At 71.2% G+C, this 26,711-nt stretch carries 23 protein-coding genes and 1 tRNA gene; 21 read left to right on the top strand and 3 right to left on the bottom strand.

Features of this window, described 5'->3' with window-relative positions; genetic code table 11:
• Together WH85_RS41525 and WH85_RS41530 are read right to left on the bottom strand one after the other, a co-directional pair.
• Positions 1 to 924, bottom strand: a 924-nt coding sequence (locus WH85_RS41525; RefSeq protein WP_483757025.1) for a glycosyltransferase family protein, incomplete at its 3' end; no start/stop codon positions are given.
• 2 nt (positions 925 to 926) lie between these two features.
• Positions 927 to 2,672: an enoyl-CoA hydratase-related protein gene (locus WH85_RS41530; RefSeq protein WP_045747677.1), complete on the bottom strand. Its 1,746-nt coding sequence runs from the start codon at positions 2,670 to 2,672 to the stop codon at positions 927 to 929.
• 206 nt (positions 2,673 to 2,878) lie between these two features.
• Between WH85_RS41530 and mfd the strand changes: the two genes are divergently transcribed.
• The 4 genes from mfd to WH85_RS41550 are packed head-to-tail and all read left to right on the top strand — an operon-like array spanning position 2,879 to position 9,856.
• The gene (gene mfd, locus WH85_RS41535) at positions 2,879 to 6,493 is read left to right on the top strand and encodes a transcription-repair coupling factor (protein ID WP_045747678.1); all 3,615 of its coding nucleotides are present in this window, start codon (positions 2,879 to 2,881) and stop codon (positions 6,491 to 6,493) included.
• A gap of 4 nt (positions 6,494 to 6,497) precedes the next feature.
• Complete coding sequence (locus tag WH85_RS47875) at positions 6,498 to 7,292, top strand: hypothetical protein (protein ID WP_157411555.1); 795 nt, start codon at positions 6,498 to 6,500, stop codon at positions 7,290 to 7,292.
• The gene (locus WH85_RS41545; RefSeq protein WP_045747679.1) at positions 7,289 to 8,230 is read left to right on the top strand and encodes a nucleoside triphosphate pyrophosphohydrolase; all 942 of its coding nucleotides are present in this window, start codon (positions 7,289 to 7,291) and stop codon (positions 8,228 to 8,230) included. The genes WH85_RS47875 and WH85_RS41545 overlap by 4 nt, the downstream gene beginning before the upstream one ends.
• Before the next feature lie 9 nt (positions 8,231 to 8,239).
• Positions 8,240 to 9,856, top strand: coding sequence for a DUF885 domain-containing protein (locus WH85_RS41550; RefSeq protein WP_045747680.1), 1,617 nt, complete (start codon positions 8,240 to 8,242; stop codon positions 9,854 to 9,856).
• Positions 9,857 to 11,554: 1,698 nt separating this feature from the next.
• Here the strand turns inward: WH85_RS41550 and WH85_RS41555 are convergent.
• Positions 11,555 to 12,184, bottom strand: coding sequence for a hypothetical protein (locus tag WH85_RS41555; RefSeq protein WP_045747681.1), 630 nt, complete (start codon positions 12,182 to 12,184; stop codon positions 11,555 to 11,557).
• Positions 12,185 to 12,355: 171 nt separating this feature from the next.
• On the opposite strand from WH85_RS41555, the gene eno reads away from it, so the two are divergent.
• From eno to WH85_RS41640, 17 genes are all read left to right on the top strand, one after another.
• Complete coding sequence (gene eno, locus WH85_RS41560; protein WP_045747682.1) at positions 12,356 to 13,639, top strand: phosphopyruvate hydratase; 1,284 nt, start codon at positions 12,356 to 12,358, stop codon at positions 13,637 to 13,639.
• A gap of 93 nt (positions 13,640 to 13,732) precedes the next feature.
• Entirely contained in the window at positions 13,733 to 14,284 is a 552-nt protein-coding gene (locus WH85_RS41565; RefSeq protein WP_045747683.1) for an FtsB family cell division protein, read from the top strand.
• Positions 14,284 to 14,778 (top strand): DUF501 domain-containing protein, encoded by a 495-nt coding sequence (locus WH85_RS41570; protein ID WP_045747684.1) that lies wholly within the window; start codon positions 14,284 to 14,286, stop codon positions 14,776 to 14,778. The genes WH85_RS41565 and WH85_RS41570 overlap by 1 nt, the downstream gene beginning before the upstream one ends.
• Complete coding sequence (locus tag WH85_RS41575) at positions 14,775 to 15,269, top strand: amino-acid N-acetyltransferase (RefSeq protein WP_045747685.1); 495 nt, start codon at positions 14,775 to 14,777, stop codon at positions 15,267 to 15,269. The genes WH85_RS41570 and WH85_RS41575 overlap by 4 nt, the downstream gene beginning before the upstream one ends.
• Positions 15,266 to 16,174: a Ppx/GppA phosphatase family protein gene (locus WH85_RS41580; protein WP_045747686.1), complete on the top strand. Its 909-nt coding sequence runs from the start codon at positions 15,266 to 15,268 to the stop codon at positions 16,172 to 16,174. Before WH85_RS41575 ends, WH85_RS41580 begins: the two co-directional genes overlap by 4 nt.
• Before the next feature lie 269 nt (positions 16,175 to 16,443).
• Entirely contained in the window at positions 16,444 to 16,770 is a 327-nt protein-coding gene (locus tag WH85_RS41585; protein ID WP_045747687.1) for a PadR family transcriptional regulator, read from the top strand.
• Complete coding sequence (locus tag WH85_RS41590) at positions 16,767 to 17,771, top strand: HAAS signaling domain-containing protein (protein ID WP_045747688.1); 1,005 nt, start codon at positions 16,767 to 16,769, stop codon at positions 17,769 to 17,771. The genes WH85_RS41585 and WH85_RS41590 overlap by 4 nt, the downstream gene beginning before the upstream one ends.
• A gap of 95 nt (positions 17,772 to 17,866) precedes the next feature.
• On the top strand, positions 17,867 to 18,577 hold the full coding sequence (locus tag WH85_RS49550) for an LppU/SCO3897 family protein (protein WP_157411556.1): 711 nt from the start codon (positions 17,867 to 17,869) through the stop codon (positions 18,575 to 18,577).
• Positions 18,578 to 18,668: 91 nt separating this feature from the next.
• Positions 18,669 to 19,421, top strand: a complete 753-nt coding sequence (locus WH85_RS41600; protein ID WP_281179144.1) for a uracil-DNA glycosylase — start codon at positions 18,669 to 18,671, stop codon at positions 19,419 to 19,421.
• 48 nt (positions 19,422 to 19,469) lie between these two features.
• Positions 19,470 to 20,177, top strand: coding sequence for a DUF4129 domain-containing protein (locus WH85_RS41605; protein ID WP_045747689.1), 708 nt, complete (start codon positions 19,470 to 19,472; stop codon positions 20,175 to 20,177).
• The gene (locus WH85_RS41610; RefSeq protein ID WP_052721190.1) at positions 20,174 to 20,755 is read left to right on the top strand and encodes a hypothetical protein; all 582 of its coding nucleotides are present in this window, start codon (positions 20,174 to 20,176) and stop codon (positions 20,753 to 20,755) included. Before WH85_RS41605 ends, WH85_RS41610 begins: the two co-directional genes overlap by 4 nt.
• A 13-nt stretch (positions 20,756 to 20,768) precedes the next feature.
• Entirely contained in the window at positions 20,769 to 21,758 is a 990-nt protein-coding gene (locus WH85_RS41615) for an AAA family ATPase (protein ID WP_045747690.1), read from the top strand.
• Positions 21,751 to 23,055: a DUF58 domain-containing protein gene (locus WH85_RS41620; RefSeq protein WP_045747691.1), complete on the top strand. Its 1,305-nt coding sequence runs from the start codon at positions 21,751 to 21,753 to the stop codon at positions 23,053 to 23,055. The genes WH85_RS41615 and WH85_RS41620 overlap by 8 nt, the downstream gene beginning before the upstream one ends.
• Position 23,056: 1 nt before the next feature.
• On the top strand, positions 23,057 to 23,626 hold the full coding sequence (locus WH85_RS41625) for a hypothetical protein (protein ID WP_045747692.1): 570 nt from the start codon (positions 23,057 to 23,059) through the stop codon (positions 23,624 to 23,626).
• 87 nt (positions 23,627 to 23,713) lie between these two features.
• On the top strand, positions 23,714 to 25,081 hold the full coding sequence (locus WH85_RS41630; RefSeq protein WP_045747693.1) for an NAD(P)/FAD-dependent oxidoreductase: 1,368 nt from the start codon (positions 23,714 to 23,716) through the stop codon (positions 25,079 to 25,081).
• 51 nt (positions 25,082 to 25,132) lie between these two features.
• Positions 25,133 to 25,215, top strand: a tRNA-Leu gene (locus WH85_RS41635).
• Between the two features lie 212 nt (positions 25,216 to 25,427).
• On the top strand, positions 25,428 to 26,264 hold the full coding sequence (locus WH85_RS41640) for a Bax inhibitor-1/YccA family protein (RefSeq protein WP_045747694.1): 837 nt from the start codon (positions 25,428 to 25,430) through the stop codon (positions 26,262 to 26,264).
• Positions 26,265 to 26,711 lie beyond the last annotated feature (447 nt).

Here is a 26,711-nt window from a genome sequence, read left to right on the forward strand (position 1 = left end):
CTGCGACTCGGCCCAGCGGGTGACCACGTTGTCGTAGTTGCCGTAGATCTGCGGGCCGATCACGAACGCCACGTCCGGGTCGCGGAAGTAGCCGAGCAGCCGTTCGCAGAAGTTCGGCATCGGCACGTGGTCCGGGTCGACCGAGACGAACACGTCGTACTCGTCGCCGTGCGTGTCCAGCCACGAGTTGTAGTTGCCGTGCTTGGTCTTGGTCTTGAAGGCACCGGTACGCGTGTTGTACTCGTCGCGCCCCCGCCGGGTGAAGTGGCGGACCCCGAGCCGTTTGCACATCAGCTTGACCACCGGGTCGTCGCCCTCGTCGAGCAGCCAGACGTCGTACCGCCCGCCGTAGCGGATCTTCCGGGCGGCCCGGAGGGTCTTCTCCACCATCTCGATCGGTTCCTTGCCGGGCACGATCGTGGTGAGGAAGGCGACCCGCATGCCGGTGTCCGGGACGACCGGTTGAGGATCCCGCGCCCAGAGCGTTGCCAGACACAGGGTCACGACGTTGACCAGGCGGAAGAGCTCGATCGACGCGGTCGCCACGATCATGAACGCGGTGGCCCACCAGAGGGTGGTGTGCAGCCGGGCGTCGGGCAGCTGGATCGAGTGCACCAGCCAGCCGAAGAACGTGCTCTCGAAGGCGAACGCGAAGAGGGTGATCAGCAGCGTGCGGATCGGCATCCGCCGGGCCATCCGCCGCATCCGGACCCGGTACGGCCCATCGTCCTCCGGCGGCTGCTCGGCCGGTCCGGCCAGCACGCTGTACGCGCTGTACTCGTACTTGCTGGGCAGCACCATGGTGCTGCCGACCAGCGTGTTCGGCATGGTGGCGCGGCCGGCCGGTGGCCGCTGCGGCGGGATCTGCGCCCGGCTGCGGGCAGGCTGAGTCGCCCCGGAATCCGGGGTGTGCAGGACGCTCATGGTCAGGCCGACACCGGAACGGCCGGGCGCAGCTGCGGCTGCTGATCCTCGTCGAGGACCGGCGCCGCGGTCATCAGCAGCCTTCGCGGGGTGCGGTCCGGACGCAGTTTGCGGACGAACGCGCGACGGGCGGCGGCGAACCGGGACCGGTCGTCGTACACGTCCCGGCTGGTCTCGGCGAGCTCGCGGGTCTCGTACACCTCCAGGGGTATCCGTTCGGCGGCCAGCCGCCGCACCTTCGCCGTCCGCCGGCGCCGGGCCGCGTGCGCGTCGCTGTGGCTCTCGGCCAGGGCGGTCAGCCATTGCGTGTACGCCTCGGGATGCCGGGGACCGACCTCGTCGACCAGCCCGATCCGGGCCGCGACACTCGCGCTGACCGGCAGCTTCTCGTCCAGCAGCCGATGCGCGTGATCGCGGCCGACCCGTCGGGGCAGCGTGAACGTGTGCAGCTCGGAACCGTGCAGACCGATGTCGTAGTACGGGTTGAGCACGATCCCGTCCCGGGCGGCGACGACGTCCGCGCCCAGTCCGAGCATCGCCCCGCCGGCGCCCGCGTTGCCCGCGTACGCCGCCACCACGACCTGTCGCGTGCAGGTGATGATCTCCCGGCAGACCTCGTTGAGTGCCCGGACCGCAGCCCAGGCGGCGTCCTCCGGATGGGCCGCCGCCTCGATCACGTTGAGGTGGATGCCGTTGCCGAACGACTCGGTGCCGCCGCGCAGCACCAGCACCCGGGTGTCCTGCCCGATCGCGTGCCGCAGGCCGGTCAGCAGCCGCCGTGAGTGTCCCGGCGCCATCGCGCCGTTGTAGAAGTCGAAGTGCAGCCAGCCCACTGCGCCGGTACGCCGGTAGCGGATCTGCCGGTACGCGGTGGTCGCCTCCGGATCGCTCTCCGGACCGGCCGGTGAGTGCGGCACCCCGCTCAGCCGGCGGCCCAGCACCGCGGTGGCGGGCAGCTTGACGCCGCCCTCGCCGGCCGCGCGCAGCTGCCCGATCCACAGGCTGCCCTCACCCGCTGCGACCAGCACCGCGCCCTGTCGGCGGCCGAGGACGGCACCCGGCTGCTCGCCGCGGGCCAGGCCCGGGTGCGCGTCGTACACGTGCACCGCCAGCCCGCTCAGCTCGGTGCGCACGCCCGGCGACGAGTCCGCGGCCCGGATCCGCCGCAGGATCGCGTCGGCCGGCTCGGACCAGTCGAACGCCCGGTCGGCCTGGCGCATCGCCGGCCGCAGCCGCGCGCCGGCCACCTGGGCCGGCACGTCCACCGCGGGCACCGGGACGAACGCCGGGTCCTGGGCCTTCGCGACCACTTCGAGGGCGCACTCCACGGCGGCGTCCGAGACCGGCCCGGCGCAGAGCGTCGACCGGCGTGGCGGGGACAGCGGCATCGGGAAGGTGCGGGTGGCCCAGACCGGTCCGGCGTCGATGTCCTGGACGGCCTGCAGCGCGGTCACCCCCCAGACCCGGGCACCCTCGGCGATCGCCCAGTCCAGTGAGGACGGGCCGCGGTCGCCGACCGGACCGGGATGCAGGACGATCGTGCGCCACTGTCGCCAGACACGGGTCGGCACCCGGTCGGTGAGGTGCGGGCAGAGGATCAGGTCGGGCGCGCTGAGGCGTACGCCGTCGATGATGTCCCGCTCACTCGTCGCCAGCAGCACGCCGACCTGGTGTCCAGCGTCCCGCAACGTGCACCAGACACGCTGACTGAGACCGTTGAACGCCGAGACGAGCAGCAGGATCCGCACGTAACCTCCTCGATATGTCCCTGAAGGGTCGTTGTGTCCCCCACAACGTTCGGGCACTCTTCACGACCGATGGACCTACATGTCGGACATGCTGTCCGATAAGGCTCGCGGGTCCGGAAGTGTCGGACCGCCGGACTAAGCTGGGGGCGCACCCCCGCCGGAATCGGCGTCCGGGGTCGTTCGTCGTGCCCTCGGGGGTTTTCGCCATGCAACTCGCCGGTCTGATCCCGGCCGCTCTGCGCGACCGTGGCCTCGCCCGCGCCCGCGACCTGGCCCGCAAGGGCTTCGTCGACTCGGACGCGCTCGACCTCACCGCCCCGGTCTCGCTGCGGCCGTTCGTCGTCGCCACGGTCGCCGGCCCGTCCGGTGCCGGAGCCGCCCAGCGCCCGGTGCTCGCCGTCACCGCCACCTCCCGCGAGGCCGACGACCTGGCCGACGCGCTCGGCTGCCTGATCGATCCCGCCGGCGTGGCGGTCTACCCGTCCTGGGAGACGCTGCCGCACGAGCGCCTCTCGCCGCGCTCGGACACCGTCGGGCGCCGGCTGGCCGTGCTGCGCCGGCTCGCCCACCCCGGCGACCAGCCGCTGCAGGTGATCGTCGCGCCGGTCCGGTCGGTGCTGCAGCCACAACTCAAGGGCCTCGGCGATCTGGAGCCGGTGGAGCTGGTGACCGGTCGCGGTGCGGAGCTCGAGGTGGTCGCCCGCCGGCTCTCCGACATGGCGTACGCACGGGTCGACCTGGTCACCAAGCGGGGCGAGTTCGCGGTCCGCGGTGGCATCCTGGACGTCTTCCCGCCGACCGACGAGCACCCGTCCCGGGTCGAGTTCTGGGGCGACGACGTCGAGGAGATCCGCACCTTCGCGGTCGCCGACCAGCGCACCATCGAGGCGGTCGAGCGACTCTGGGCCCCGCCCTGCCGCGAGCTGCTGCTGACCCCGGCGGTCCGCGAACGCGCCGCCGAGCTGTCCGCCGAACACCCGGAGCTGGCCGAGATCCTCGACAAGCTGGCCGAGGGCATCCCGGTCGAGGGCATGGAGTCGCTGGCCCCGGCCCTGCTGCGCGGCACCGGCAGCATGGAGCTGCTGCTCGACTGCATGCCGGCGGGCACCCACGTGCTGCTCTGCGACCCGGAACGCATCCGGACCCGGGCGCACGACCTCACGCGTACCTCCGATGAATTCCTCGAAGCGTCCTGGGCGGCGGCCGCGGTCGGCGGTCAGGCCCCGATCGACGTCGGTGCCGTCGCCTTCCGGACCCTGTCCGACGTCCGGGCGCACGCGGCCACCCTGAAACAGCCGTGGTGGACCATCTCGCCGTTCGGCCTGGCCGACGCCGCCCCGGCTGAGGCCCTGCCCTGGGAGGACGCGGACGCCGTCGAGGTCTCACCGGACGACGGCGACGCGATCGCACTGGCCGCCCAGCCCGTCCCGCTCTACCACGGCGACACCGCGAAACTCGCCGCCGACCTGGCCGGCTGGTCCGCGGCCGGCTGGGCGATCGCCCTGGTCTTCGAGGGCAAGGGCACCGCGCAGCGGGCCAGCGAACTGCTCCGCGACGCGGGCCTGGGCATCACCGCGGTCGACGCGATCACCACCGGCGTCGAGGACAACCGGATCCTGGTCACCTGCGGCGGCCTCAACCACGGGTTCGTCGACGAGGCGTCGCGCCTCGCCGTGATCACCGGCAACGACATCTCCGGCGGTCGCGGCGCTTCCACCAAGGACATGCGCAAGCTGCCCGCCCGCCGGCGCAACACCATCGATCCGCTGGAGCTCAAGACCGGCGACTTCGTGGTGCACGAGCAGCACGGCATCGGCCGCTACGTCGAGCTGGTGCAGCGCACGGTCAACGGCGCCGACCGCGAATACCTCGTGATCGAGTACGCCGCGTCCAAGCGCGGCCAGCCCGGCGACCGGCTCTTCGTCCCCACCGACCAGCTCGACCAGCTCTCCCGGTACGTGGGGGGCGAGTCGCCGCCGCTGCACAAGATGGGCGGCGCCGACTGGCAGAAGAGCAAGGCGCGCGCGAAGAAGGCGGTCAAGGAGATCGCCGCCCAGCTGATCCAGCTCTACGCCGCCCGGCAGGCCTCCCAGGGGCACTCCTTCGGGCCGGACACCCCCTGGCAGCGTGAGCTGGAGGACGCCTTCCCCTACACCGAGACGCCCGACCAGATGGCCGCGATCATCGAGGTCAAGCACGACATGGAGCTGCAGGTCCCGATGGACCGGCTGATCTGCGGCGACGTCGGTTACGGCAAGACCGAGATCGCCGTACGCGCCGCGTTCAAGGCCGTGCAGGACGGCAAACAGGTCGCCGTGCTGGTGCCCACCACCCTGCTCGCCCAGCAGCACTTCAACACCTTCACCGAGCGGATGAGCCAGTTCCCGGTGCAGATCCGGCAGCTGTCCCGCTTCCAGACGCCGAAGGAGGCCACGCTCGCCCTCGAGCAGGCCGCCGCCGGCACCGCCGACATCGTGATCGGCACCCACCGGCTGCTCGCCAAGGCCACCCGGTTCAAGAACCTCGGTCTGATCATCGTGGACGAGGAGCAGCGCTTCGGCGTCGAGCACAAGGAGCAGCTCAAGGCGCTGCGGGCCTCGGTGGACGTGCTGACCATGTCGGCCACCCCGATCCCGCGGACCCTGGAGATGGCGATCACCGGCATCCGCGAGATGTCCACCATCGCCACCCCGCCGGAGGAGCGGCACCCGGTGCTCACCTACGTCGGCGCCCAGGACGACAAGCAGGTCGCCGCCTCCATCCACCGTGAGCTGCTGCGCGACGGCCAGGTCTTCTACCTGCACAACCGGGTCGAGTCGATCGACAAGGCGGCACGCCGGCTGCGGGAGCTGGTGCCCGAGGCCCGGGTCGCCGTCGCCCACGGCCAGATGAGCGAGGAACAGCTCGAGAAGGTGATGGTCGGCTTCTGGGAGAAGGAGTTCGACGTCCTGGTCTGCACCACGATCGTCGAGTCCGGCATCGACATCCCGAACGCCAACACGCTGATCGTGGAACGCGCCGACCTGCTCGGCCTGGCCCAGCTGCACCAGATCCGGGGCCGGGTCGGCCGCGGGCGCGAGCGGGCGTACGCGTACTTCCTCTATCCCCGGGAGAAGCCGCTCACCGAACACGCCCACGAGCGGCTGGCCACCATCGCCCAGCACACCGAGCTCGGCGCCGGCATGTACGTCGCGATGAAGGACCTGGAGATCCGCGGCGCCGGCAACCTGCTCGGCGGTGAACAGTCCGGCCACATCGAGGGCGTCGGCTTCGACCTGTACGTGCGGATGGTCGGCGAGGCGGTCAGCGCGTTCAAGGGCGAGCGCCCCGAGGAGGAGCCCGAGGTCAAGATCGACCTCCCGGTGGACGCGCACCTGCCCACCGAGTACATCGCCGTCGAACGGCTGCGCCTGGAGATGTACCGCAAACTCGCCGAGGCCCGCGACGGCGCCCGCCTCGACGAGGTGATCGCCGAGATGACCGACCGGTACGGCGAACCGCCCGCCCCGGTGGTCAACCTGATCGCGGTCGCCCGGTTCCGGCAGACGGCCCGGGCGTACGGGCTGTCCGACGTGTCCATGCAGGGCAAGCACCTCCGGTTCTCGCCGCTGGCCCTGCCGGACTCCAAGCAGATGCGGCTCAAGCGGTACCACCCGGACTCGGTCTACAAGCCCGGCGCCGACCAGGTCAGCGTGCCCCGGCCCAGCACCCGGCGGATCGGCGGCGAGCCGCTGCGCGACCAGGCGCTGTTGCAATGGTGCGGTCAGCTGCTCAAGGACGTGCTCGGCGACGTGCCGGCCCCGGCCGTGGCGACACGCTGACGGGGTGAGCGACGAAGATCACACGGAGCGTGAGACAGTGATGACCATGCTGCGTACCCGCCGAATCGCCGCCGCCGTCGCCGCTTGCCTGACCGTCGCGGGGCTGTCCGCCTGCAAGTCCGATCCATCGGTCGCCGCCTATCTCGGCGACGCCGGGACGGTCACCGAACAGCGGGTGCAGGAGGTCTGGGACGAGGCGTACGACGCACTGCGCGCCCAGCCCCGCGGCGCGACGGCCGGGCAGAGCCTCGCCCCCGAACCGGTGAAGGTGCCGTTCAGCCGGACCGACGTGGTCAACGCCCTGGTCAGCAGCGAGATCTACGACCGGGTGGCGGCCGACCGGGGCGCCACCCTGCCGGCCACCCTGCCGTTCGACGAGGCCGCCGCCCAGCTGGGCCTGCCCGCCGACCTGGAATACGTCCGGCTCTACACCCGCAACGCCATCCTGCGGAACCAGATCGAGGAGTCGGTCAAGGACCCGGCCACCCCGAGCGAGGACGACCTGCGCGACGTCTACCAGCGGTTCGCCGCCAACGGCGGGCTCGAGCCGGGGATGGACTTCGCCGCATTCCGTTCGTCGGTGCCGGCCGAGGCGATGACCGCGCTGGGCTCGGCGATCACCGTCCGGGACGCCGTCGTGGCCGAGGCACAGGAGCTGGACGTCACCGTCAACCCGCGCTACCAGCCGCTCGAACTGGGCATGTACGGGATCAACGACAGCAACTCCGGCCGCGTCTACCAGATCGTCGCGGCCGCCCTCGGCGCCGACGAGCGGACCCCGGTGGCGGACGTCTCTTGAGCACCCGCATCGTCCTCCTGGTCACCTCGCCCCGACTGCCGGCCGGGCTCCTCGCCGCCGAGGCGTGGGACGTGCTCCGGGCGTACCCCGTCTTCTCCGCGACCGAGAATGAGCAGACCGCGGCCCTGCGCCACCAGGGGGTTGATCTGACGATCCTGGACACCGACGCGCAGGGCTTCCTGGACGTCGTCGCGGGCGCACCCGCCGTGGTCTGGCTGGCCGGCGCATCCGGCGACCAGAACTTCGCCCGGCAACTCGGGCTGCGCCTGGCCCGCGAACCCGGACTGGCCGAGATGGAGCTGATGTACGGTTCCTGGGACCCGCCCGGCGCCCGCCTGCTCGACGTGGTCGCGGTGATGGACCGCCTGGTCGCGCCCGGCGGCGACCCGTGGAAACGCGAACAGACCCACCAGACGCTGGCGCTCTACCTGCTTGAGGAGAGCTACGAGGCCTACGACGCGATCAGCGAGGGCGACCCGGACGCGCTCCGCGAGGAACTCGGCGACGTGCTGCTGCAGGTCGTGCTGCACGCGGCCCTCGCCGAGGGATGGACCGTCGACGACGTCGCCGGAACCCTGGTCGACAAGATGATCCGCCGCAACCCGCACGTCTTCGCCGGTGAGGAGGCGGGGACCATCGAGGAGATCACCGCCAACTGGGACCGGATCAAGCGCGAGGAGAAGCAACGCGACTCCGTGCTGGACGGGATCGCGCTGAGTCAGCCGGCCCTCGCCCTGGCCGCCAAGATCCTGCAACGGGCCGACCGCGGCGGACTGGACGTGCCGCTGCCCGCCCCGGACGGCCTCGGACCGGCCCTGCTGCGGGCCGTCGCCGAAGCCCGCACCGCCGGACTCGACCCGGAGGGAGAGCTGCGCCGCGCCGCACTCGCCCATGCTGAGGCGGTGCGTGCGGCAGAAAATGTCGGTCCGTCCGAGTAGGTTTCTCGCATGCCGGAGTTCGTACCGCTCGCCGAGCGCATCGTCGACGCCCTCCTGGAGAGCGACCCCGCCACCGCCGCCTCCGCCGGTGACCACCGCTTCGACGGCCGCCTGCCCGACCTCGCCGCCGAGCCGGTCGCCGCCCGCGTGGCCATGCTGCGCGACGCCGGCGACGCCCTCAGCGGCGTCGACCCCGACGGCCTCGGGCCGGAGGACCAGGTCGACCACGCGATCCTCACCGCGCAGGTCGAGCGGTCCCTCTTCGAGCTCACCGACGTGCGCGAGCACGAGTGGAACCCGTTGGAACACAACCCGGGACCGCTGCTGCACAGCCTGATCGCCCGGCCGTTCGCCCCGCCCGCCGCCCGGCTGGAGAGCCTGGCCGGCCGCCTCGCCGCGATCCCCGACGCGCTCGCCACCGCCCGCGCCGTGCTGCACGACGTGCCCCGCATCCACGCCGAGACCGCCGTCGGCCAGTTCGCCGGCACCGCCGCCCTGATCCGCGACCAGGTGCCCGCCCTGCTCGCCCAGGAGCCCGGCCTGCGGACGACGGTCGAGCCCGCGGCCGCCGCCGCCCTGGCCGCCCTGGCCGAGTTCGACGGCTGGCTGCAGCGCCTGCTCGACAGCGGCGATCCCGGCCGCGACCCCCGCCTCGGCCGCCCCCTGTGGGAGGCCCGGCTCTGGCACACCCTGGACACCGAGATCCCGGCCACCGAGATCCTCTCCCGGGCCTGGGCCGGCCTCGACACCGCCGTCGCCGACCTGCGCCGCGCCGCCGCCGAGTTCACCGGCGGCCCGGCCCTCGACGAGACGGTCCGCCTCGCACTGGACGGCCTCGCCGAACACCGCCCCGGCAACACCACCATCGTCGGCCTGGCCCAGGCGACGATGGACGAGGCCACCGCGTTCGTCCGCGAGCACGACCTGGTGTCCCTGCTCGACGACCCGTGCGTCATCGAGGAGATGCCCGAGTTCGCCCGGGGCGTCGCCGTCGCCTACTGCGACCCGCCCGGCCCCCTCGAAACCGCCGACGTGCCCACGTTCTACTGCATCTCCCCGGCGCCCGCCGACTGGCCGGCCGCCCGCGTCGAAAGCTTCTACCGCGAATACAACAACGAGATGCTCCGCAACCTGACCGTCCACGAGGCGATGCCGGGCCACTTCCTGCAGATCGCCCACTCCCGCAGGTTCCGCGCCGCCACCCGGGTGCGATCCCTCGGCTGGTCCGGCCCGTTCGTCGAGGGCTGGGCCGTCTACGCCGAGGAGGTGATGGCAGCCCAGGGCTTCGGGGGCCTCCCGGTCCGGCTGCAGCAGCTGAAAATGCGCGTCCGGATGTGCCTCAACGCCATCATCGACCAGCTGGTCCACTGCGAGTCCATGACCGAGAAAGAGGCGATGGACCTGATGACCGGCGCCGGCTTCCAGGAGGAGAGCGAGGCGGCCGGCAAATGGCGGCGGGCGCTGCTGACATCGACGCAGCTGTCGACCTACTTCGTGGGCTACACGGAGGTGGCGGAGATCGCGGCGGCCCGCCCGTTCGGCGCCACCCCGAAGGCCTGGCACGACGCGATGCTGGCGCACGGATCGCCGCCGCCCCGCCACTTGCGCAGCCTGCTGGGCGTCTGAGGGCCTGCCGTTCGGGCTGCTTGCCGGGCGTCTGACTGCCTGCTGTTTGGACTGCTTGCCGGGCGTCTGACTGCCCGGCCTGCCGGTGAACGGCCGTCCCTTTCTCGGGGGCGGTCAACGCTGTCTCGTCTTCTGGGCTGTCTCGTCTTCCGGACCGTGCTGTCTCCGGACCGTGCTGTCTCCGAACCGTGCTGTCTCCGGACCATCCCATGACGGTGCCCTTGACTGGCACTCGTGACCGGTGTCCTGGGCTGGTTGCGGCCAGCGTCCACGGCCACTTTCCGGATGGTCTCGCCGATGCCTCTCGGGTGCTTCTCCAACCCTGTCAAGGCGGGCCAAGCCGTCGTTCATGGTTCTTTTCGTGGCGTCAGGTAGCCGCTGGCGACGGCTCGGGGTCGGTCAGCCGTCGTTCATGGTTCTTTTCGTGGCGTCAGGTAGCCGCCGGCGACGGCTCCGGGTCGGTCAGCCGTCGTTCATGGTTCTTTTCGTGGCGTCAGGTAGCCGCTGGCGACGGCTCCGGGTCGGTCAGCCGTCGTGCAGGGTTGTTTTCGGCTCGTGAACAGACCGTGGTTGACGGCTGAGAGGGCTCGGCCGTCGTTTATGGCTGTTCAGGCGATGATCTCGCCATGGGGCCGCCCTCGGCGACGGCCGACTGGTCTGAGGCGGACTCAGCCGTCGTCCGCGGCTCTGAAAGCGGGGCCGCTCCGGCCGTCAGTCACGGTTCAGCCCGTCGCCCGTCGCCCGTCAGCCGTTAGCCGTTAGCCCCGTCGGCCGTCAGCCGTCAACCGCCGTTCTGCCCGTGAGCGGTAGCGACTCTGGTCGACGGCTGGTGGGTTCGAGCCGTTGATGAGGGTTGCCGCGCGGTGCGGGAGGACCCCCGGCGGCGCCTTCACCAACCCCGAGGCCGTGGACGACGGCCGGGGTTGCCTGGAATATCCACTCGGCTCCCGTTCAACGGGAGGACGGGACGCGGCGCCTCCCGCTGTCCCGTCCACCGTTGCGGGCGGCCGCCGGGCTGGCACGCTCCGGCGGGACCGCCTCGGTGGTGGCACTCGTCCCCAGGCAGGAGGAGTGCCACCTGGGCGCCGGCGTCACCGTCTTGCCGGCACCGTTCACCTTCACGGGCGCCCACGAATCGCCGTGAAGGCTGTCTACACGCGGCGCCCCCGCACGAACGATCGTGCGGGCGACACCGTGAACAAGGCCTCGTGCACCTCCACGAGGCCGTCTCGCGAAACCTCCGCGAGTGCAGCGCGGTGAGAGCACCCGCGAGCAGGGCAACGCCGCACGCAGAGCAGCACTGGGGGAGATCGACGCCGCGAGTGCAGCGCCGGGGAGAACGACGCCACGAGAGCAGCGCCGGGGAGAACGACGCCGCCAGAGCAGCGCCGGGGAGAACGACGCCACGAGAGCAGCGCCGGGACGTTCGGAGGCGGCATCCATGACAGGGCTGGGGGACTGTGGGGTTGCGCGGACGGACGGGAGAGGCCGGCCCGGCCACCTGCGCAACCCCGGGCGATTGATTATCCGGCGTCAATCGGTTGACGACACCATTCAAACGTTTTTCGGACGCTATTTCCACGGGCCCTTCGACCCTGATTATGAATTCCTAATACCGTGTCGGTGACGCCGGACAGGACGTCTCTGGAACGCCGGTGCAATCCCGCCCCGGCCCACTCGAGGCGCCGGGACCCGATGTCAGGCCAGCGCCGACTTCAAGGCCCGGGACAGCAGCTGGTTGCGCAGCACGTACCGGCGAATGATCTTGGCCTGGCGCTCGTCCTGTTCGAAGACGGCGACCATCTCCACCGACAGCGGCCCCCGGAACGGCACCTGCTGGCGCATCGCGCTGACCTTGACCGCGGTGGCCGGGAACTCCACGGTCTCCGGGCCGAGCTGGATCCGCAGCACCATCCGGTTGCCGGGGCGCAGGTCGACGTCGGTGAAGTGGGCGCGCACCGAGCGTTCGCTGATGTCGTGCACCCAGCCGATCGATTCGGTCTCGCCGGGGCGGACCAGCAGGATGCTCTCGCCTCCGCCGCCGCGGACGAAGTCCCGGAACTGTTCGACGACCGGGTCGCCGACCTGCCGGAGTTCGACGCGGTCCTTGGTGGCGTCGAGGACCGATGCGCGGGCCGCGTACCGGCCGCGGGGGCCGGCCGGCCAGCGCAGGGTCACGGTGTCGCCGGGGAGGGGGGCCTGGTCGGCGGCCATCGAGATGATCACGGCGGGTTCGTCGACGTGGACCACACGGACGCCGGCGAGCCGTTCGTCGCCGGTGTCCAGCTCGACGCGGGCGCCGGCGGGGGGAAACTGGCTACTGGTCATAGTGCCCACTGGTTCGGCAGGCGCGACGCCGGTTTGAGGTATACCAGCCGTCGAGTTGACCGGCCCCGCGAACGCGTCAATGGCGGACTCGTTACGCTCGTCAGGTGTGGTCGGCCCGCAGGGTCGCGGACCGAAACTGTATTCGTACAACTATTAGGGAGCGACACACTAATGGCCACCATTGAAGCGATCGTCGCCCGCGAGATCCTCGATTCTCGGGGCAACCCCACCGTCGAGGTCGAGGTCGGTCTGGACGACGGCACCGTCGGCCGTGCGGCTGTCCCGTCGGGCGCGTCCACGGGTGCTTTCGAGGCGCACGAGCTGCGTGACGGTGACAAGGGCCGTTACCTCGGTAAGGGCGTCGAGAAGGCCGTCGCCAACATCGAGGACAAGATCGCTGACGAGCTGATCGGTTACGAGGCGACCGAGCAGCGCCTGATCGACCAGAAGATGCTCGATCTGGACGGCACCGACACCAAGTCGGAGCTGGGCGCCAACGCGATCCTCGGCGTGTCCCTCGCGGTCGCCAAGGCTGCCGCGCTCTCCGCCGAGCTGCCGCTGTTCCGTTACGTCGGTGGCCCGAACGCCGCCGTCCTGCCGGTGCCGATGATGAACATCGTCAACGGTGGCGCGCACGCCGACTCCAACGTCGACGTGCAGGAATTCATGATCGCCCCGATCGGCGCGCCGACGTTCCGCGAGGCGCTGCGGACCGGTGCCGAGGTCTACCACGCCCTCAAGTCGGTGCTGAAGAAGAAGGGCCTGTCGACGGGTCTGGGCGACGAGGGCGGCTTCGCGCCGAACCTGCCGACCAACGCCGCCGCGCTCGAGCTGATCGCGGAGGCTGTCGCGGCCGCCGGCTTCAACCTGGGCACCGACATCGTCCTGGCGATGGACGTCGCGGCGACCGAGTTCTACTCCGACGGGGCGTACGTCTTCGAGGGCACCCCGAAGTCGACCGACGAGATGATCGCGTACTACGCGAAGCTCGCCGCCGACTTCCCGATCGTCTCCATCGAGGACCCGCTGGCCGAGGACGACTGGGCCGGCTGGAGCGCGATGACCGAGCAGCTCGGCGACAAGATCCAGATCGTCGGCGACGACCTGTTCGTGACGAACCCGCAGCGCATCGCCCGGGGCATCGCCGAGTCGGCCGGCAACGCCGTGCTGGTCAAGGTGAACCAGATCGGTTCGCTGACCGAGACCCTGGACGCTGTGGACCTGGCGCACCGGGCCGGTTTCAAGACGATGATGTCGCACCGTTCCGGTGAGACCGAGGACGTCACCATCGCCGACCTGGCGGTGGCCGTCGGTTCCGGCCAGATCAAGACCGGCGCCCCGGCCCGTTCGGACCGTGTCGCGAAGTACAACCAGCTGCTGCGCATCGAGGAGCAGCTGGAGACCGCCGCCCGGTACGCCGGTGCGGGCGCGTTCCCGCGTTACCGCGTCGGCTGACCCCAGGCCGACGGATCATCGAGTTGTGGCGCCCGCGCTGGGAGGCATAGGTTTCCCAGCGGGTGCCGCGACACGAGACGGGGAGGGTCGCCAGTGACACAGCGCCGCATGCCGAGTGGCCAGGGCCCGGCACGCCGCTCCGGCGGCAACGCCACCCGTGTGAAGAGCAGCCGGACGCGGAACACCGGTCCGGTCCGGGTGCCGTCGGCACGGCGTACCCCCTCGGAGGGCGGCATGGCCGCCAAGCGCACCGACGCACCGCGCCCGAGTGCGCTGACCGGCCGGGCGACCATCCTGATCGCGGTCTTCGTCGCGCTGGCACTGGCTTACACCTATCCGCTCCGGGTCTATCTGGAGCAGGAGTCGAAGATCGCCGCGATGGAGCGGGAGAACGACGACAAGCGGGCCGACATCGCCGCCACGGCGAAGGAGCTCGACAAGTGGGACGACCCGGAGTATGTGCGGATCCAGGCCCGGGAGAAGTTCTACTACGTGCGTCCGGGTGAGACGCCCCTGCTGGTCTACTACGATGCGGAGGGCGCTGCCCGGGAGGCCGAGCAGAACGCTCCGGCGGCCGCCCCGGACCGCTGGTACGACACGCTGTGGAGCAGCGTCCAAGCCGCGAATGCGGAGCCTGCGAATTAATGGAATCACCAAGCCCTGAAGACCTCGATGCTGTCGAGGCCCAGCTCGGCCGCCGCCCGCGGGGCACCCGGTCGATCGCGCACCGTTGCCCGTGCGGCAACCCTGACGTGGTCGAGACCGCGCCCCGGCTGGATGACGGCACCCCGTTCCCCACGCTCTACTACCTGACCTGCCCGCATGCCACGGCCGCGTGCAGCCGTCTCGAGTCGGCGGGCGTGATGCGCGACATGCAGGAGCGGCTGAGCACCGATCCGGAGCTCGCCAAGCACTACTCCGAGGCGCACCAGGACTATCTGGACCGGCGGACGGCCATCGAGGACGTTCCGGAGATCGCCCGGGTGTCGGCCGGGGGGATGCCCGACCGGGTCAAGTGCCTGCACGTCCATCTCGGTCACGCGCTGGCGGCCGGCCCCGGGGTCAACCCGTTCGGCGACGAGGTGCGGGACGCGATCGGCCCCTTCTGGGCCGACGGCCCGTGCGTCCGAAAAGAATGATCATCCGTCGGGCCCGGACCCGGGACGTCAGGGAGATCCGTTCCCTGGTCGACACGTACACCACTGATCGCCGGCTGCTCAGCAAGGCCACGGTCACGCTGTACGAGTCGGTGCAGGAGTTCTGGGTGGCGGCCGACGAGGACGACCGCGTGGTCGGCTGCGGCGCGCTGCACGTGATGTGGGAGGACCTGGCCGAGATCCGCACGGTCGCCGTCGATCCGTCGATGCGCGGGCAGAAGATCGGTCACCGGATCGTCGCGGCGCTTCTCGACGAGGCGCGGGCGCTGGGCGTGGCACGGGTCTTCTGCCTCACGTTCGAGACGCGTTTCTTCGGCTCGTTCGGGTTCACCGAGATCGACGGGGCGCCGGTGCCGCACACCGTCTACGAGCAGTTGCTCCGGTCGTACGACGAGGGTGTCGCCGAATTCCTGGGCCTGGAACGGGTCAAGCCGAACACATTGGGGAACACGAGAATGCTGCTGCACCTGTGAGGGTCGCCGCCATCGACTGCGGGACCAACGCGGTCCGCCTGCTGATCGCCGACGTGCACGGTGACGAGCTGGTCGACGTCGCCCGCCGGATGGAGATCGTCCGGTTGGGTGAGGGCGTGGACCGGACCGGCATGCTCGCCCCGGCGGCGATCGAGCGGACCCGTCTGGCGCTGCTCGGTTACGCCGCGGAGATCGCCGAGCTGGGGGTGACCCGGGTGCGGATGTGTGCGACGTCGGCCAGCCGGGACGCCTCCAACGCGCAGGATTTCCGGGACATGGTCCGTGGGGTGCTCGGCATCGACCCGGAGGTGATCACCGGGGAGCAGGAGGCCGAGCTGTCCTTCCTGGGTGCGGTGCGGGGGCTGGACGCGGACGGCCCGTTCCTGGTCTACGACCTGGGTGGCGGTTCGACGGAGTTCGTGCTCGGCACCGACAGCGTCGACCAGTCGATCTCGGTGAACATCGGTTGTGTCCGGATGGCCGAGCGCCACCTGCACAGTGATCCGCCTTCGGCGTCCGAGCTGGCGGCGGCGGAGCGGGACATCGTCGCGGCGGTCGACACCGCTCTGGCCGCGGTGTCGGCGGAGAAGGCCAGGACTCTGGTCGGTCTGGCCGGCACGGTCACCACCGTCGTCGCTCTGGCTCAGGGCCTTGAGGTGTACGACTCCGCGCGCATCCACCACCGCAGGATCGATGCCGCTGCCGTCTCGGCGGTGACGGCGGATCTGCTGGCGATGACGGTCGACGAGCGGCGTGCCCTGCCGGTGATGCATCCCGGCCGGGCCGATGTGATCACCGCGGGGGCCCTGATCATGAAGATCATCCAGGATCGGACCGGTCACCCGTCCGTGGTGGCGTCCGAACACGACATCCTCGACGGCATCGCCTTCGGTCTGGCCTCCTGACCCACCCACCCGGGCAGCGTGTCGAGTTCGGGCGTCCACGGCGCCGTAAGTCATCACGCCTCCTGGTGTGTGTCGAGTTCGGGCGTCCGCGGCGCCGTAAGTCATCACGCCTCCTGGTGTGTGTCGAGTTCGGGCGTCCGCGGCGCCGTAAGTCATCACGCTTCCTGGTGTGTGTCGAGTTCGGGCGTCCGCGGCGCCGTAAGTCGACACACATGTCTTCGGTAGTGCGCTGTTGACGGTACTTCGCATTGCACACTACTGTCCTTCGCGTGGATCCCACTCAGCTCCTCAAGGGCGTGCTGGACCTGGCCGTCCTGGCCGTCCTGCGTGACGAGGACGGTTACGGCTACGACATCCTGCGCCGCCTGCGCGCCGCCGGCCTCGAGGACGTCGGCGACGCCTCGGTCTACGGCACGCTGCGGCGGCTCTTCAACGGCGGCCTGCTGAACAGCTACGTGGTGCCCAGCGACGAGGGCCCGCACCGCAAGTACTACGCGCTCAACGCCGCCGGCCGCGCCGAACTGGAGCGCTACGGCAAGGTGTGGCGCGGTTTCGCAACGATCATGGACGATCTGCTGGACGGGGAGAAGGCGTGAACCTCACGGCGCAGGACGAGATCGCGGAGTACGTCGAGGGAGTCCGGGCGGCTCTGGGCGGTGTGCCGGCCGCCACCCGCGACGAGCTGCTCGAGGATCTGCCCGAACACCTGGCCGAGGTGCTGGCCGAGGGCGGCGGCTCGCTGCGGGCGCGCCTGGGCACGCCGGACGTCTACGCCGCCGAGCTGCTCGCCAGCGCGGGGGTGTCCGGCGCGGTGCCGCGGCAACCGGCCGGGTGGAAGGAGTTCGCCGAGCTGCGGGGGCGCTCGGCCGCGGCCGCGCGCAGGGCCGACGTGCGGGTCGGGCCCCTTCTGGGGTACGCGAAAGCCACCGACTTCCTGACTCTGCTGCGCCCGGCGTGGTGGGTGCTGCGCGGTTATCTGGCGGCGATGCTGTTCGCCTACGTCTTCGACAGCGGCGGCGGCCCGCTGGGCCTGCTGCCCCGCCTCGGTGGCGACGGCATCGTCGCCCTGCTGCTGCTCGGTGTCATGGTCGTCGGGTCGGTCTGGCTGGGCCGCCGTGGCCGGCCGGAGGGTCTCTGGTCGCGACGGCTGATGACCGGCGGCACGGCGTTCCTGGTGCTCTTCGGGCTGGTCGGTTTCACCGAGGTGGACGGCGACCGGCAGGACGGCCCGGCCTACTACGAGACCGGCTACAGCGGCGGCGGTCAGTACGCCGATGTGCAGGACGTCTTCGTCTACGACAGGTTTGACCGTCTGGTCGAGGGCGCTCAGCTGTTCGACCAGAACGGCCAGCCGATTCGGATGGGCGAGCCGTTCTGCTGGAACGAGACGACCGGCACCTCGCCGAGCCGCAACATGGGCTATCCGCACTGCCCAGAGCGGGCGCCGTTCCGGGCCGGTGACCCTTCCGCGTCCGAGTCCGCCGTGCCGGACCCCAGTGGCGATCCGTCACCGAGTGGGGCGGCGCCGTCACCGTCGGAGAGCGTTGCGGCGTCTGTCGCTCCGCCGGTCCCCTCGGTGGCGCCGAGCGGACGATAAAGCCTGGTTACGGGGTCGCGCAGGAGTGAAGACGGTCGTTACGCTCCCGGCTGCGATCGATCCACGGTCGCCTCTCGAAGGAACGAAGGAAGACCATGACAGACCCGGTTGTGCCCACCCCGCCCGGCGGAACCGTCCCGCCGAACGCCGGTGGCGCCGCCACCACGGGCTCGCCCTCCACGACGAGCGTGCCCGAGGCCGCCGGATCGCCGTCCACCACGGGCGCGCCCGAGGTTGCCGGCTCGCCGTCCACGACGAGCGCGCCTGAGGCCGCCGGATCGCCGTCCACCACCGGCGCCCCCGGGTTCCCGCCGCCGAACGCGGGCGCCCCGGGCTTCCCGCCGCCGAACGCGGGCGCCCCGGGCTTCCCGCCGCCGAACGCCGGTGCCCCGGGCTTCCCGGCCGCCGGTGAGGCCGTGCCGCCGCCCGTCCCGCCGAAGAAGTCGTTCGGCAAGAAGGTGCTCGGCGTCCTCGGCACTCTCGTGATCATCGTGGTGGTCATCGGCCTGAAGACCGGCCTCGCGAGCATGTTCCGGTCCGACCCGACCGAGGACGCCAAGGCCGGCGACTGCATCTCGGTCGGCGACAGCCTCGGCGCGGCCGCCTCCGAGGTGGAGGCCAAGATCGTCGAGTGCTCCTCCGCCGACGCGGCGTACACCATGCTCGACCGGGTCGAGGGCGTGTCCGACGTGAACAGCACCGCCTGTGACGCCGCCTTCGAGGCGAAGCTGAAGGAAGGCGAGGCGGGTGCCGTCATCGCCAGCGAGGAGGGCAAGGGATACCTGCTCTGCCTCAAGGCCAACTGACGCTGATCAGTTCCGGTCGCGGGCGCTCTCAGGGGTGACCCGCGACCGACCCCGGTGCGCGCCGGTGTGACCGGGATGCTGTGCTGTGGTGGTGCTTGTGTCCGAGGGCTCACCGCGTACCCCCGACGAGGTTGCCGACAGCGCGGCCGGAGCCGCCTCGCTGAGCGTGCTCGACGCCCGCATCGCGGACTGTTTCGCCTGCCCGCGCCTGGTCACCTGGCGCACCGACATCGCCGTGACGCGCCGGGCGGCCTTCCGCGACCAGGAGTACTGGGGGCGACCGGTCCCCGGGTTCGGCGCCCCGGACGCCGCGATCGCGATCCTCGGGCTGGCCCCCGCCGCGCACGGCGGCAACCGCACCGGGCGGATCTTCACCGGCGACCGATCGGGTGACGTGCTGTTCGCCGCGCTGCACCGGGCCGGTCTCGCGAACCAGCCGACGAGTGTCGCCGCCGACGACGGCCTCGAGTTGCGCGGTACCCGTATCTTCGCGGCCGTGCGCTGCGCCCCGCCGGACAACAAACCGCTCCCCGTCGAGCGCGACACGTGCGCGCCCTGGTTCCGCCGCGAGCTGGAGCTGATCCGGCCCACCCTGCGGGTGGTGGTCGCGCTCGGTGCTTTCGCCTGGCAGGCATGGTGGCCGGCGATGGCCACGGTCTATGGGGTACGCCCACCGGTCCCGCGTCCCCGCTTCGGCCACGGTGCCCACCTGAGCCTGCCGGGAGCGCCCGACCTGCTGGGCTGTTTCCACGTCAGCCAGCAGAACACGTTCACCGGAAGGCTGACACCCGCGATGCTCGACGGCGTGTTCACGCGTGCGAAGATTCTCGCGGGCCTGGCATGATGCGAGCTCTGCCGAATTCCCTCGAGTCACGGATCTGAGCCTTCCCGCATGGACCTCGTCGCACTGCGCCGCTGGTGGCCGCTGGCCGCCGTCCTCGGACTGCTCTTCGTGACCTCGCTGGCCGCCACCCGGTCGGAACCCCAGCTGGAGAAGGTCACCCCCCGGGCGACCGCGACCACCACCGCAGCCCCGCTGCTGCCACCGCCCACCGAGCCGACGCCGGAGGCGAGCTCCTACCAGCAGGTGCCGGAACCCGCCGAGGGCCTGCCCGACTGGGTGGGCACCGCGGCCCTGGCCGTGCTCGGCGCCGGCGCGATCGTCATGGTGGTCTTCCTGTCCGCGGCCCTGGTCCGCGACCACCTGCGCCGCCGCGGCCGCCGGGCCGGACGGCACGGTCCCCGCCGCGTGCAGCGCACCGCCGAGGACCTGGTCGCCGCCCTCGACGCCGGCCTGGAGGAACTCTCCGACACCGACCGCGACCCGCGCCGCGCGGTGATCGCCTGCTGGGTGCGACTGGAGGACGCGGCCGCCGCGGCCGGCACCCCCCGCCACCCCGGCGACAGCCCCACCGACCTGGTCGGCCGTCTGCTCGCCGAGCAGCAGGTCGACGCCGCCGTGCTCGCCGCGCTGCTCGAGGTCTACCGCGAGGCGCGGTACGCCACGCACACGGTGGACGATCAGATGCGCCAGCAGGCCCGCTCGGCACTGCAGCGGCTGCGCGCCGACCTCGGCGCCGAGCAGGTGGTCCCGTCATGAGCGACGGTGGACTGGACCGGCTCTTCGGCGAGGCCGACGAACAGGCCGTGGTCCACGCCGCCCCGGCCGGCGAGAAACGCCGCTCCCCGGTGCTGCGCTGGACCGGCGAGGTCGCGCTGATCGGCCTGGCCACTGTGGTCGTCGTCGCCACCCTGCGGGCCGGCGGCATCAGCCTGCCCCTGCTGCTGCTCGTCCCGCTGCTGATCGGCCTGCGGATCGTGGTGTGGGCGGCGCACGCGGCGGCCCCGCCGGCGATCCCCAGACTGCGGTCCCGCGGGGGCGACGGCGCCGGGCACGGGTCCGGCGACGCGCTGCGTGCCGCGGTCCGGCGCTGGGAGCTCAACCTCGGCCGGGCCCACTCGGACCCGGATCTGTATACGCGTAACGTTCTGCCGGTACTGGCGGAGCTCACCGACGAACGGCTGCGGCTGCGGCACGGGATCACCCGGGCGAGCGACCCCCGCCGGGCCCGTGAACTGCTCGGCGAGCAGCTCTGGACGGTGCTCTCCCAGCCGGGACGACGAGGGCTGAAAGCCCGGGACGTCGAGACTTACGTGGACGCGTTGGAACGACTGTGAGAAAGGTGCGTCGGTGACGCAGACTCTTCCCCCGCACGAGGTCGGACGACTGGCCGGCGCGATCCTCGACGCGGTCGGCACCGTCGTGGTCGGCAAGCGGGAGTCCCTGGAGCTTGTCCTGGCCGGCATCCTGGCCGGCGGGCACGTGCTGCTCGAGGACCTGCCCGGGCTCGGCAAGACGCTGACCGCACGGTCGTTCGCGCAGGCGCTCGGGCTCGACTTCCGGCGCCTGCAGTTCACCCCGGACCTGCTGCCCGCCGACGTCACCGGCTCCTTCCTCTACGACCAGCGCAAGGGTGACTTCGCGTTCCGGGCCGGCCCGGTGTTCACCAACATGCTGCTGGCCGACGAGATCAACCGGACGCCGCCGAAGACCCAGTCCGCCCTGCTCGAGGCGATGCAGGAGAAGCAGGTCTCGGTCGAGGGCGTGACGTACCGGCTGGACCCGCCGTTCCACGTGCTGGCGACCGCCAACCCGATCGAATACGAGGGTACGTACCCGCTGCCCGAGGCCCAACTGGACCGGTTCCTGCTGCGGGTGTCGTTCGGCTATCCGACCGCCGAGGAGGAGTGGACCGTCCTGCAGCGCCGCATGACGCGCCGCCAGGAGGAGGCCACCCTCACCCCGGTCGTCGACTCCCGCACCCTGCAGGTCATGCAGGCCGCCCTCGAGGCGGTCGCGGTCGAGGACTCGATCGGCCGCTACATCGTCTCGCTCGCCTCGGCGACCCGCGAGCACGGCTCGGTGCTGGTCGGCTCCTCGCCACGCGGCTCGCTGGCGCTGCTGCTGCTCGCCCGGGCCCGGGCCGCGATGGCCGGCCGCGACTACGTGGTGCCCGAGGACGTGAAGGACGTGGCCGTCCCGGCCCTGGCGCACCGGATCACCCTGCGCCCGGAGATGTGGCTGCGCCAGGTCAACCCGGCGTTCGTGGTGCAGGAGGTGCTCAGCGCGGTCCCCGCCCCGGCCAGTGGGGCCCTGCCCACGTACGCCCGGCATGACTGACCAGACCACGCCCGGCTGGGCGCCCACCCGGGCGCTCGGCCGTTCGGTGCTGCTCACCGGCCTGTTCCTGCTGCTCGGCGTGCTGTTCGGCCGGGTCGACCTGGTGCTGCTGGCGTCGCCGTTCGCGATCGGCGCCGCGCTGCACCTGCGCCGGCGCCCGCAGGCCGCCCCCGAGATCACCATCACCACCGGTGAGGCGAACGTCGTCGAGGGCGGCGAGATCGAGGCCGGCCTGATCGTGGCCAACCAGGACACCGTGGGGTACGACCTGGTCGTCGTCCGGACCCGCACCTCACCCTGGCTGAAACTGCAGCACGCCGACCGCCCGTTCGCGGTGACCGTCCCCAACGACGGCTGGGCCGCGATCGAACTGCCCGGAGAGGCGCTGCGCTGGGGCCGGCAGGACGTCGGGCCGGCCGCCGCCCGAGCCGCGGCCTGCGGGGGACTGCTCTCGTGCCGGCCGGTGGTCACCGCCGCGCGGGGCGTCCGCGTCTATCCGGTCACCGAGCCGTTCAAGGCCGCCGAGGTCATGCCCGCCGCGGCCGGGCTGGTCGGCGCGCACCGCTCCCGGCGGCACGGCGAGGGTGGTGAGCTGGCCGGCGTACGCCCGTTCGCCCCCGGCGACCGGCTGCGCCGCATCGACTGGCGGGTGTCGTTGCGGACCCGCGACCTGCACGTCGCCTCCACCCTGTCGGACCGCGACGCCGAAGTGCTGATCCTGCTCGACGTGCTCGGCGAGGTCGGCCTCACCGGTGGCGTCCGCGGCGGCTCGTCGGTGCTGGACACCACGGTCCGGGCCGCCGCCGCCATCGCCGAGCACTACCTGCACCGTGGCGACCGGGTCTCGATGCTCGAGTACGGCGCGACCGCCCGCCGGTTGCGCGCCGCCTCCGGCCGCCGGCAGTACCTGACCGTCCTGGAATGGCTGCTGGACGTCCGCGCCGACCCGGTCGACGACCAGTACGAGCCGGCCCCGGTCGCCCACCAGATCTCCTCGAACGCGCTGGTCGTGGTGCTCACCCCGCTCGTCGATCCGCGGGCCGCCGACATGCTGGCCCAGCTCACCCAGTCCGGCCGGTACACCGTCGCCGTCGACACCCTGCCGGAGGCGGCCGCCCCGCCGGTCCGCGACCCGTGGACGCCGCTGGCCACCCGGCTCTGGCGGCTCGAACGGGAGAACGTGCTGGGCCGCATCCGCGAACACGGCGTGCCGGTGGTCGCCTGGGCCGGCGCGGGCAGTCTCGACCTGGTGCTGCGGGACGTGTCCCGGCTCGCCTCCGTACCGAGGGGACGCTGACATGGCCGGGCTGAGCACGATCACCTCTCTCCCCGGGCGGGTCCGGACGGCCGTCAGCCGGGCGACCGCCGTCCCGCTGATGATCCGCTTCGGTGTGCTGGTCTCCGGGCTGCTCGCGATGGGCGTCTCCTGGCCGGCCGAACTGCTCGCCGGACGGCTCCTGATCCCGCTGGCCCTGGTCGCGATCTGGCCGGCCGTGGCACCCCGGGGCCGTGGTGGCAGCTTCGCCGCGATCGTCGCCGTGGTGGGCTGGCTGCTCGACACCACCGCCTTCGACGCCCACATCGCTCTCTGGCGGGTTCTGGCCCTGGCGGCACTGCTCTACCTGGCACACACCCTGACGGCGCTCGCCGCGGTCCTTCCGTACGACGCGATGGTCAATCTCGATGTGCCCGCGCTCTGGCTGGGGCGCGCCGCCGTGGTGGTGCTGATCGCGGCGGTTCTCATCGTGCTGGCCCTCGGTCTCACCGCCGACCTGGGCGGGAGCGCCTTCCAGCTGGCGACGCTCCTGGGCCTCGTCACGGCGACGGCTGTGACGATGGTCCTAGCATGTATGGCCCGACGTGGGTGAATTCTGTGTGTTATGACACTTGACTTTCGCCGTTGCGATCGTCACAGAACAGCGCATCAGGGGGTGCTCGCGCGCGAGAATAGGGCCGTGAATCCGCCGCGCATAGTCGTCGTTGGAGCAGGCCACGTCGGGCTCTATGCCGCCCTCCGCCTGTCCAAGAAGCTGAACCGGAACCAGGCCGAGGTTGTCGTCATCGACCCTGTTCCACACATGACTTACCAGCCGTTCCTGCCTGAGGCAGCGGCCGGTAACATCTCGCCGCGACACGCCGTGGTGCCGCTGCGCCGGGAGCTGAAGAAGTGCCGCATCGTCTCCGGTGAGGTCACGAAGCTCGAGCACGCTCGTAAGACCGTCACGATCCAGCCGATCGACGGCCCCGCCTACGAGATGGAGTACGACCACATCATCGTGGCGCCGGGCTCGGTCTCCCGCACGCTCCCGATCCCGGGACTGAGCGACATGGGCATCGGCCTCAAGACCATCGGTGAGGCGATCTACCTCCGCAACCACATCCTCGACCGTCTGGACGTCGCCGCGGTGACCCCCGACGAGGAGGTGCGCAAGGCCTCACTGAACTTCGTGTTCGTCGGTGGTGGCTTCGCCGGCATCGAGGCGCTCGCCGAGATGCAGGACGTGGTCGCCGACGCGCTGAAGTACTACCCGGAGCTGGACCCCAAGGAGGTCCACTTCATCCTGGTGGAGGCCTCCAACCGGATCCTTCCCGAGGTCGGCCCCGAGATGGGCGCCTACACCGCGCGTCAGCTCGCCAAGCGCGGCATCGACCTGCGGCTGGAGACCTTCCTCAAGTCCTGCGTCGACGGCCAGATCGTGCTGTCCGACGGTGACTCCTTCCGCGCCGAGACCCTGGTCTGGACCGCGGGCGTCAAGCCGTCGCCGATGCTGGAGCAGACCGACCTGCCGCTCGGCCCGCGCGGTCACGTCAACTGCCTGCCGACCCTGCAGGTGGCCGACACCGAGACCGGTGAGGTGCTCGAGGGCGCCTGGGCCGCGGGCGACTGCGCCCAGGTCCCGGACCTGACCAACCCGGGTGGCTGGTGCTCGCCGAGCGCCCAGCACGCGGTCCGGCAGGCCGCCACGCTCGCCGACAACATCCGCCAGGTGGTGCTGGGCGGCGCCCCGAAGGAGTACCGCCACAAGCACGTCGGCGGTGTCGCCGGCCTGGGCATCAACAAGGGTGTCGCGCACGTTTACGGCATCAAGGTCAAGGGCTACCCGGCGTGGCTGATGCACCGCTTCTACCACGTCAGCCGGATCCCGTCGTTCAACCGCAAGGTGCGCGTCCTCGCCGACTGGGTGCTGGCGTTCTTCCTCAAGCGCGAGACGGTGGCCCTCGGCCAGCTGCACGCGCCGCGTGAGGAGTTCACCGAGGTCACCCCGCCGGTGGCGCTGCCCTCGGGCGACAAGACCGAGAAGGTCGGCGCGGGTTCACGCTAGTAAGGCCGTTTCCGTCACCCGGGCGGCACCAGCTACGGTGTTCGCAGGCCCGCCCGGGTGGTGGAATGGCAGACACGGCCGCCTTAAAAGCGGCTGCCTGACAAGGCGTGCGGGTTCGAGACCCGCCCCGGGCACTGGCAAAAGGGATGCTTCTCGCGAAGCATCCCTTTCTTTCGATTCGGCTCTGTCGATTCAGCGTGACATCGATCATGGGTACGCTCGGAATCCGGCCCGTGACCACGGGTTCTCAGCCTGCTCACAGCGTCGGCGGGCAGCGTGGGGGGACTTCACCCCTTACCCTGGAACGACAGGCATGCGCCTGGAAGATCAAGGGAGGCTGGAAACAGTGAAGACATCGAACCCGGTGCTCTCGCGCCTCGGCCAGGCGGCCGAGCGGGAGCGTGCGGCCGGGTACGGGCCATACGGGCCGGCCGGTCAGCCGGGTTACGGTCAGCCGGCCTACGGCGATCCTTACCCGACCGCGACAGGCTACCCCGCTGCGCCGCCGGCCGTCCGTCCGATGACCATCGACGACGTCGTGGTCAAGACGGTCACCCTGCTCGGCATCACCGGCATCTCCGCCGTCGTCGCGTGGAACGTCATCCCGACCGCCCTGACCGGCGCCGCGTGGATGGGCGCGGCCCTGATCGGCCTCGTGCTCGGCATGGTCATCTCCTTCATGCGCATGGCGAACCCGGCACTCGTCGTCACCTACGCGGTGATCGAGGGCGTCTTCGTCGGCATGGTCAGCAAGTTCTTCTCGGACATCCTGGGATATCAGGGCATCGTGCTTCAGGCGGTGGTCGCCACCTTCGGCGTCTTCTTCCTGATGGCCGCGCTCTACAAAGCCCGGGTCATCCGTGCCACCCCGAAGTTCACCCGCGCCATGATCGCGATCATGGGCGGCCTCTTCGCGGTCATGCTGATCAACCTGGTGCTGTCGCTCTTCGGCGTCAACACCGGCCTGCGTGACAACGGGCCCCTCGGCTACATCTTCAGCATCGTCTGCATCGTCGTCGCCTCGCTGAGCTTCATTCTGAACTTCAACGAGATCGAAGAGGGCGTGCGGATGGGTCTGCCGCAGCGCTACTCGTGGACCGCGGCCTTCGGCATCCTCGTCGGCCTGGTCTGGCTCTACCTGGAGATCCTGCGCCTCCTGGCGTTCCTCCAAAGCGACGACTAGCAGCCGCTGCACCACCACGCATCACCTTCGGCAACGCCCGGCCCGCCTCCCCGCGGTCCGGGCGTTGCCCCTTTCCCGGCCGGATCTCCGTGGTCCCAGGCACCAGCCTTTTCCGCGGGCACCTGCGGTTCCGGCCCGGCTTCGTTCCGCCGCTCGGTGTTCCCCGCGACCTGACCGGCCGGAGCCGGGTCGTCCCTGGTTGCGGGCACTCGGCCCAGCTTCGTCTGGGCGCTGGGTCCGGACCCGATGGTGGGCGCAGGGGTCAGGCACGGTGATCGGTGCGGATCCGGGGGGCGCTGGAGGTCGGGACTTCGCCATGACGCTGGACACCTTTCGCAGTCAGGGTCCGCCGGTGTGGTGACTTTGGGCGTCCAGCGCGCCTGTAATCAACACGCCCCTGCCGGTGTGGTGACTTTGGGCGTCCAGCGCGCCTGTAATCAACACGCC

The organism is Actinoplanes rectilineatus, from assembly GCF_000962825.1.
Classification (GTDB): domain Bacteria; phylum Actinomycetota; class Actinomycetes; order Mycobacteriales; family Micromonosporaceae; genus Actinoplanes; species Actinoplanes rectilineatus.

Coding starts and splice junctions, on each gene's coding strand:
- mfd (WP_045747678.1), top strand. CDS start 2,879: ATGCAACTCGCCGGTCTGATCCCGGCCGCTCTGCGCGACCGTGGCCTC.
- WH85_RS41550 (WP_045747680.1), top strand. CDS start 8,240: ATGCCGGAGTTCGTACCGCTCGCCGAGCGCATCGTCGACGCCCTCCTG.
- WH85_RS41555 (WP_045747681.1), bottom strand. CDS start 12,184: ATGACCAGTAGCCAGTTTCCCCCCGCCGGCGCCCGCGTCGAGCTGGAC.
- eno (WP_045747682.1), top strand. CDS start 12,356: ATGGCCACCATTGAAGCGATCGTCGCCCGCGAGATCCTCGATTCTCGG.
- WH85_RS41570 (WP_045747684.1), top strand. CDS start 14,284: ATGGAATCACCAAGCCCTGAAGACCTCGATGCTGTCGAGGCCCAGCTC.
- WH85_RS41575 (WP_045747685.1), top strand. CDS start 14,775: ATGATCATCCGTCGGGCCCGGACCCGGGACGTCAGGGAGATCCGTTCC.
- WH85_RS49550 (WP_157411556.1), top strand. CDS start 17,867: ATGACAGACCCGGTTGTGCCCACCCCGCCCGGCGGAACCGTCCCGCCG.
- WH85_RS41605 (WP_045747689.1), top strand. CDS start 19,470: ATGGACCTCGTCGCACTGCGCCGCTGGTGGCCGCTGGCCGCCGTCCTC.
- WH85_RS41610 (WP_052721190.1), top strand. CDS start 20,174: ATGAGCGACGGTGGACTGGACCGGCTCTTCGGCGAGGCCGACGAACAG.
- WH85_RS41620 (WP_045747691.1), top strand. CDS start 21,751: ATGACTGACCAGACCACGCCCGGCTGGGCGCCCACCCGGGCGCTCGGC.
- WH85_RS41625 (WP_045747692.1), top strand. CDS start 23,057: ATGGCCGGGCTGAGCACGATCACCTCTCTCCCCGGGCGGGTCCGGACG.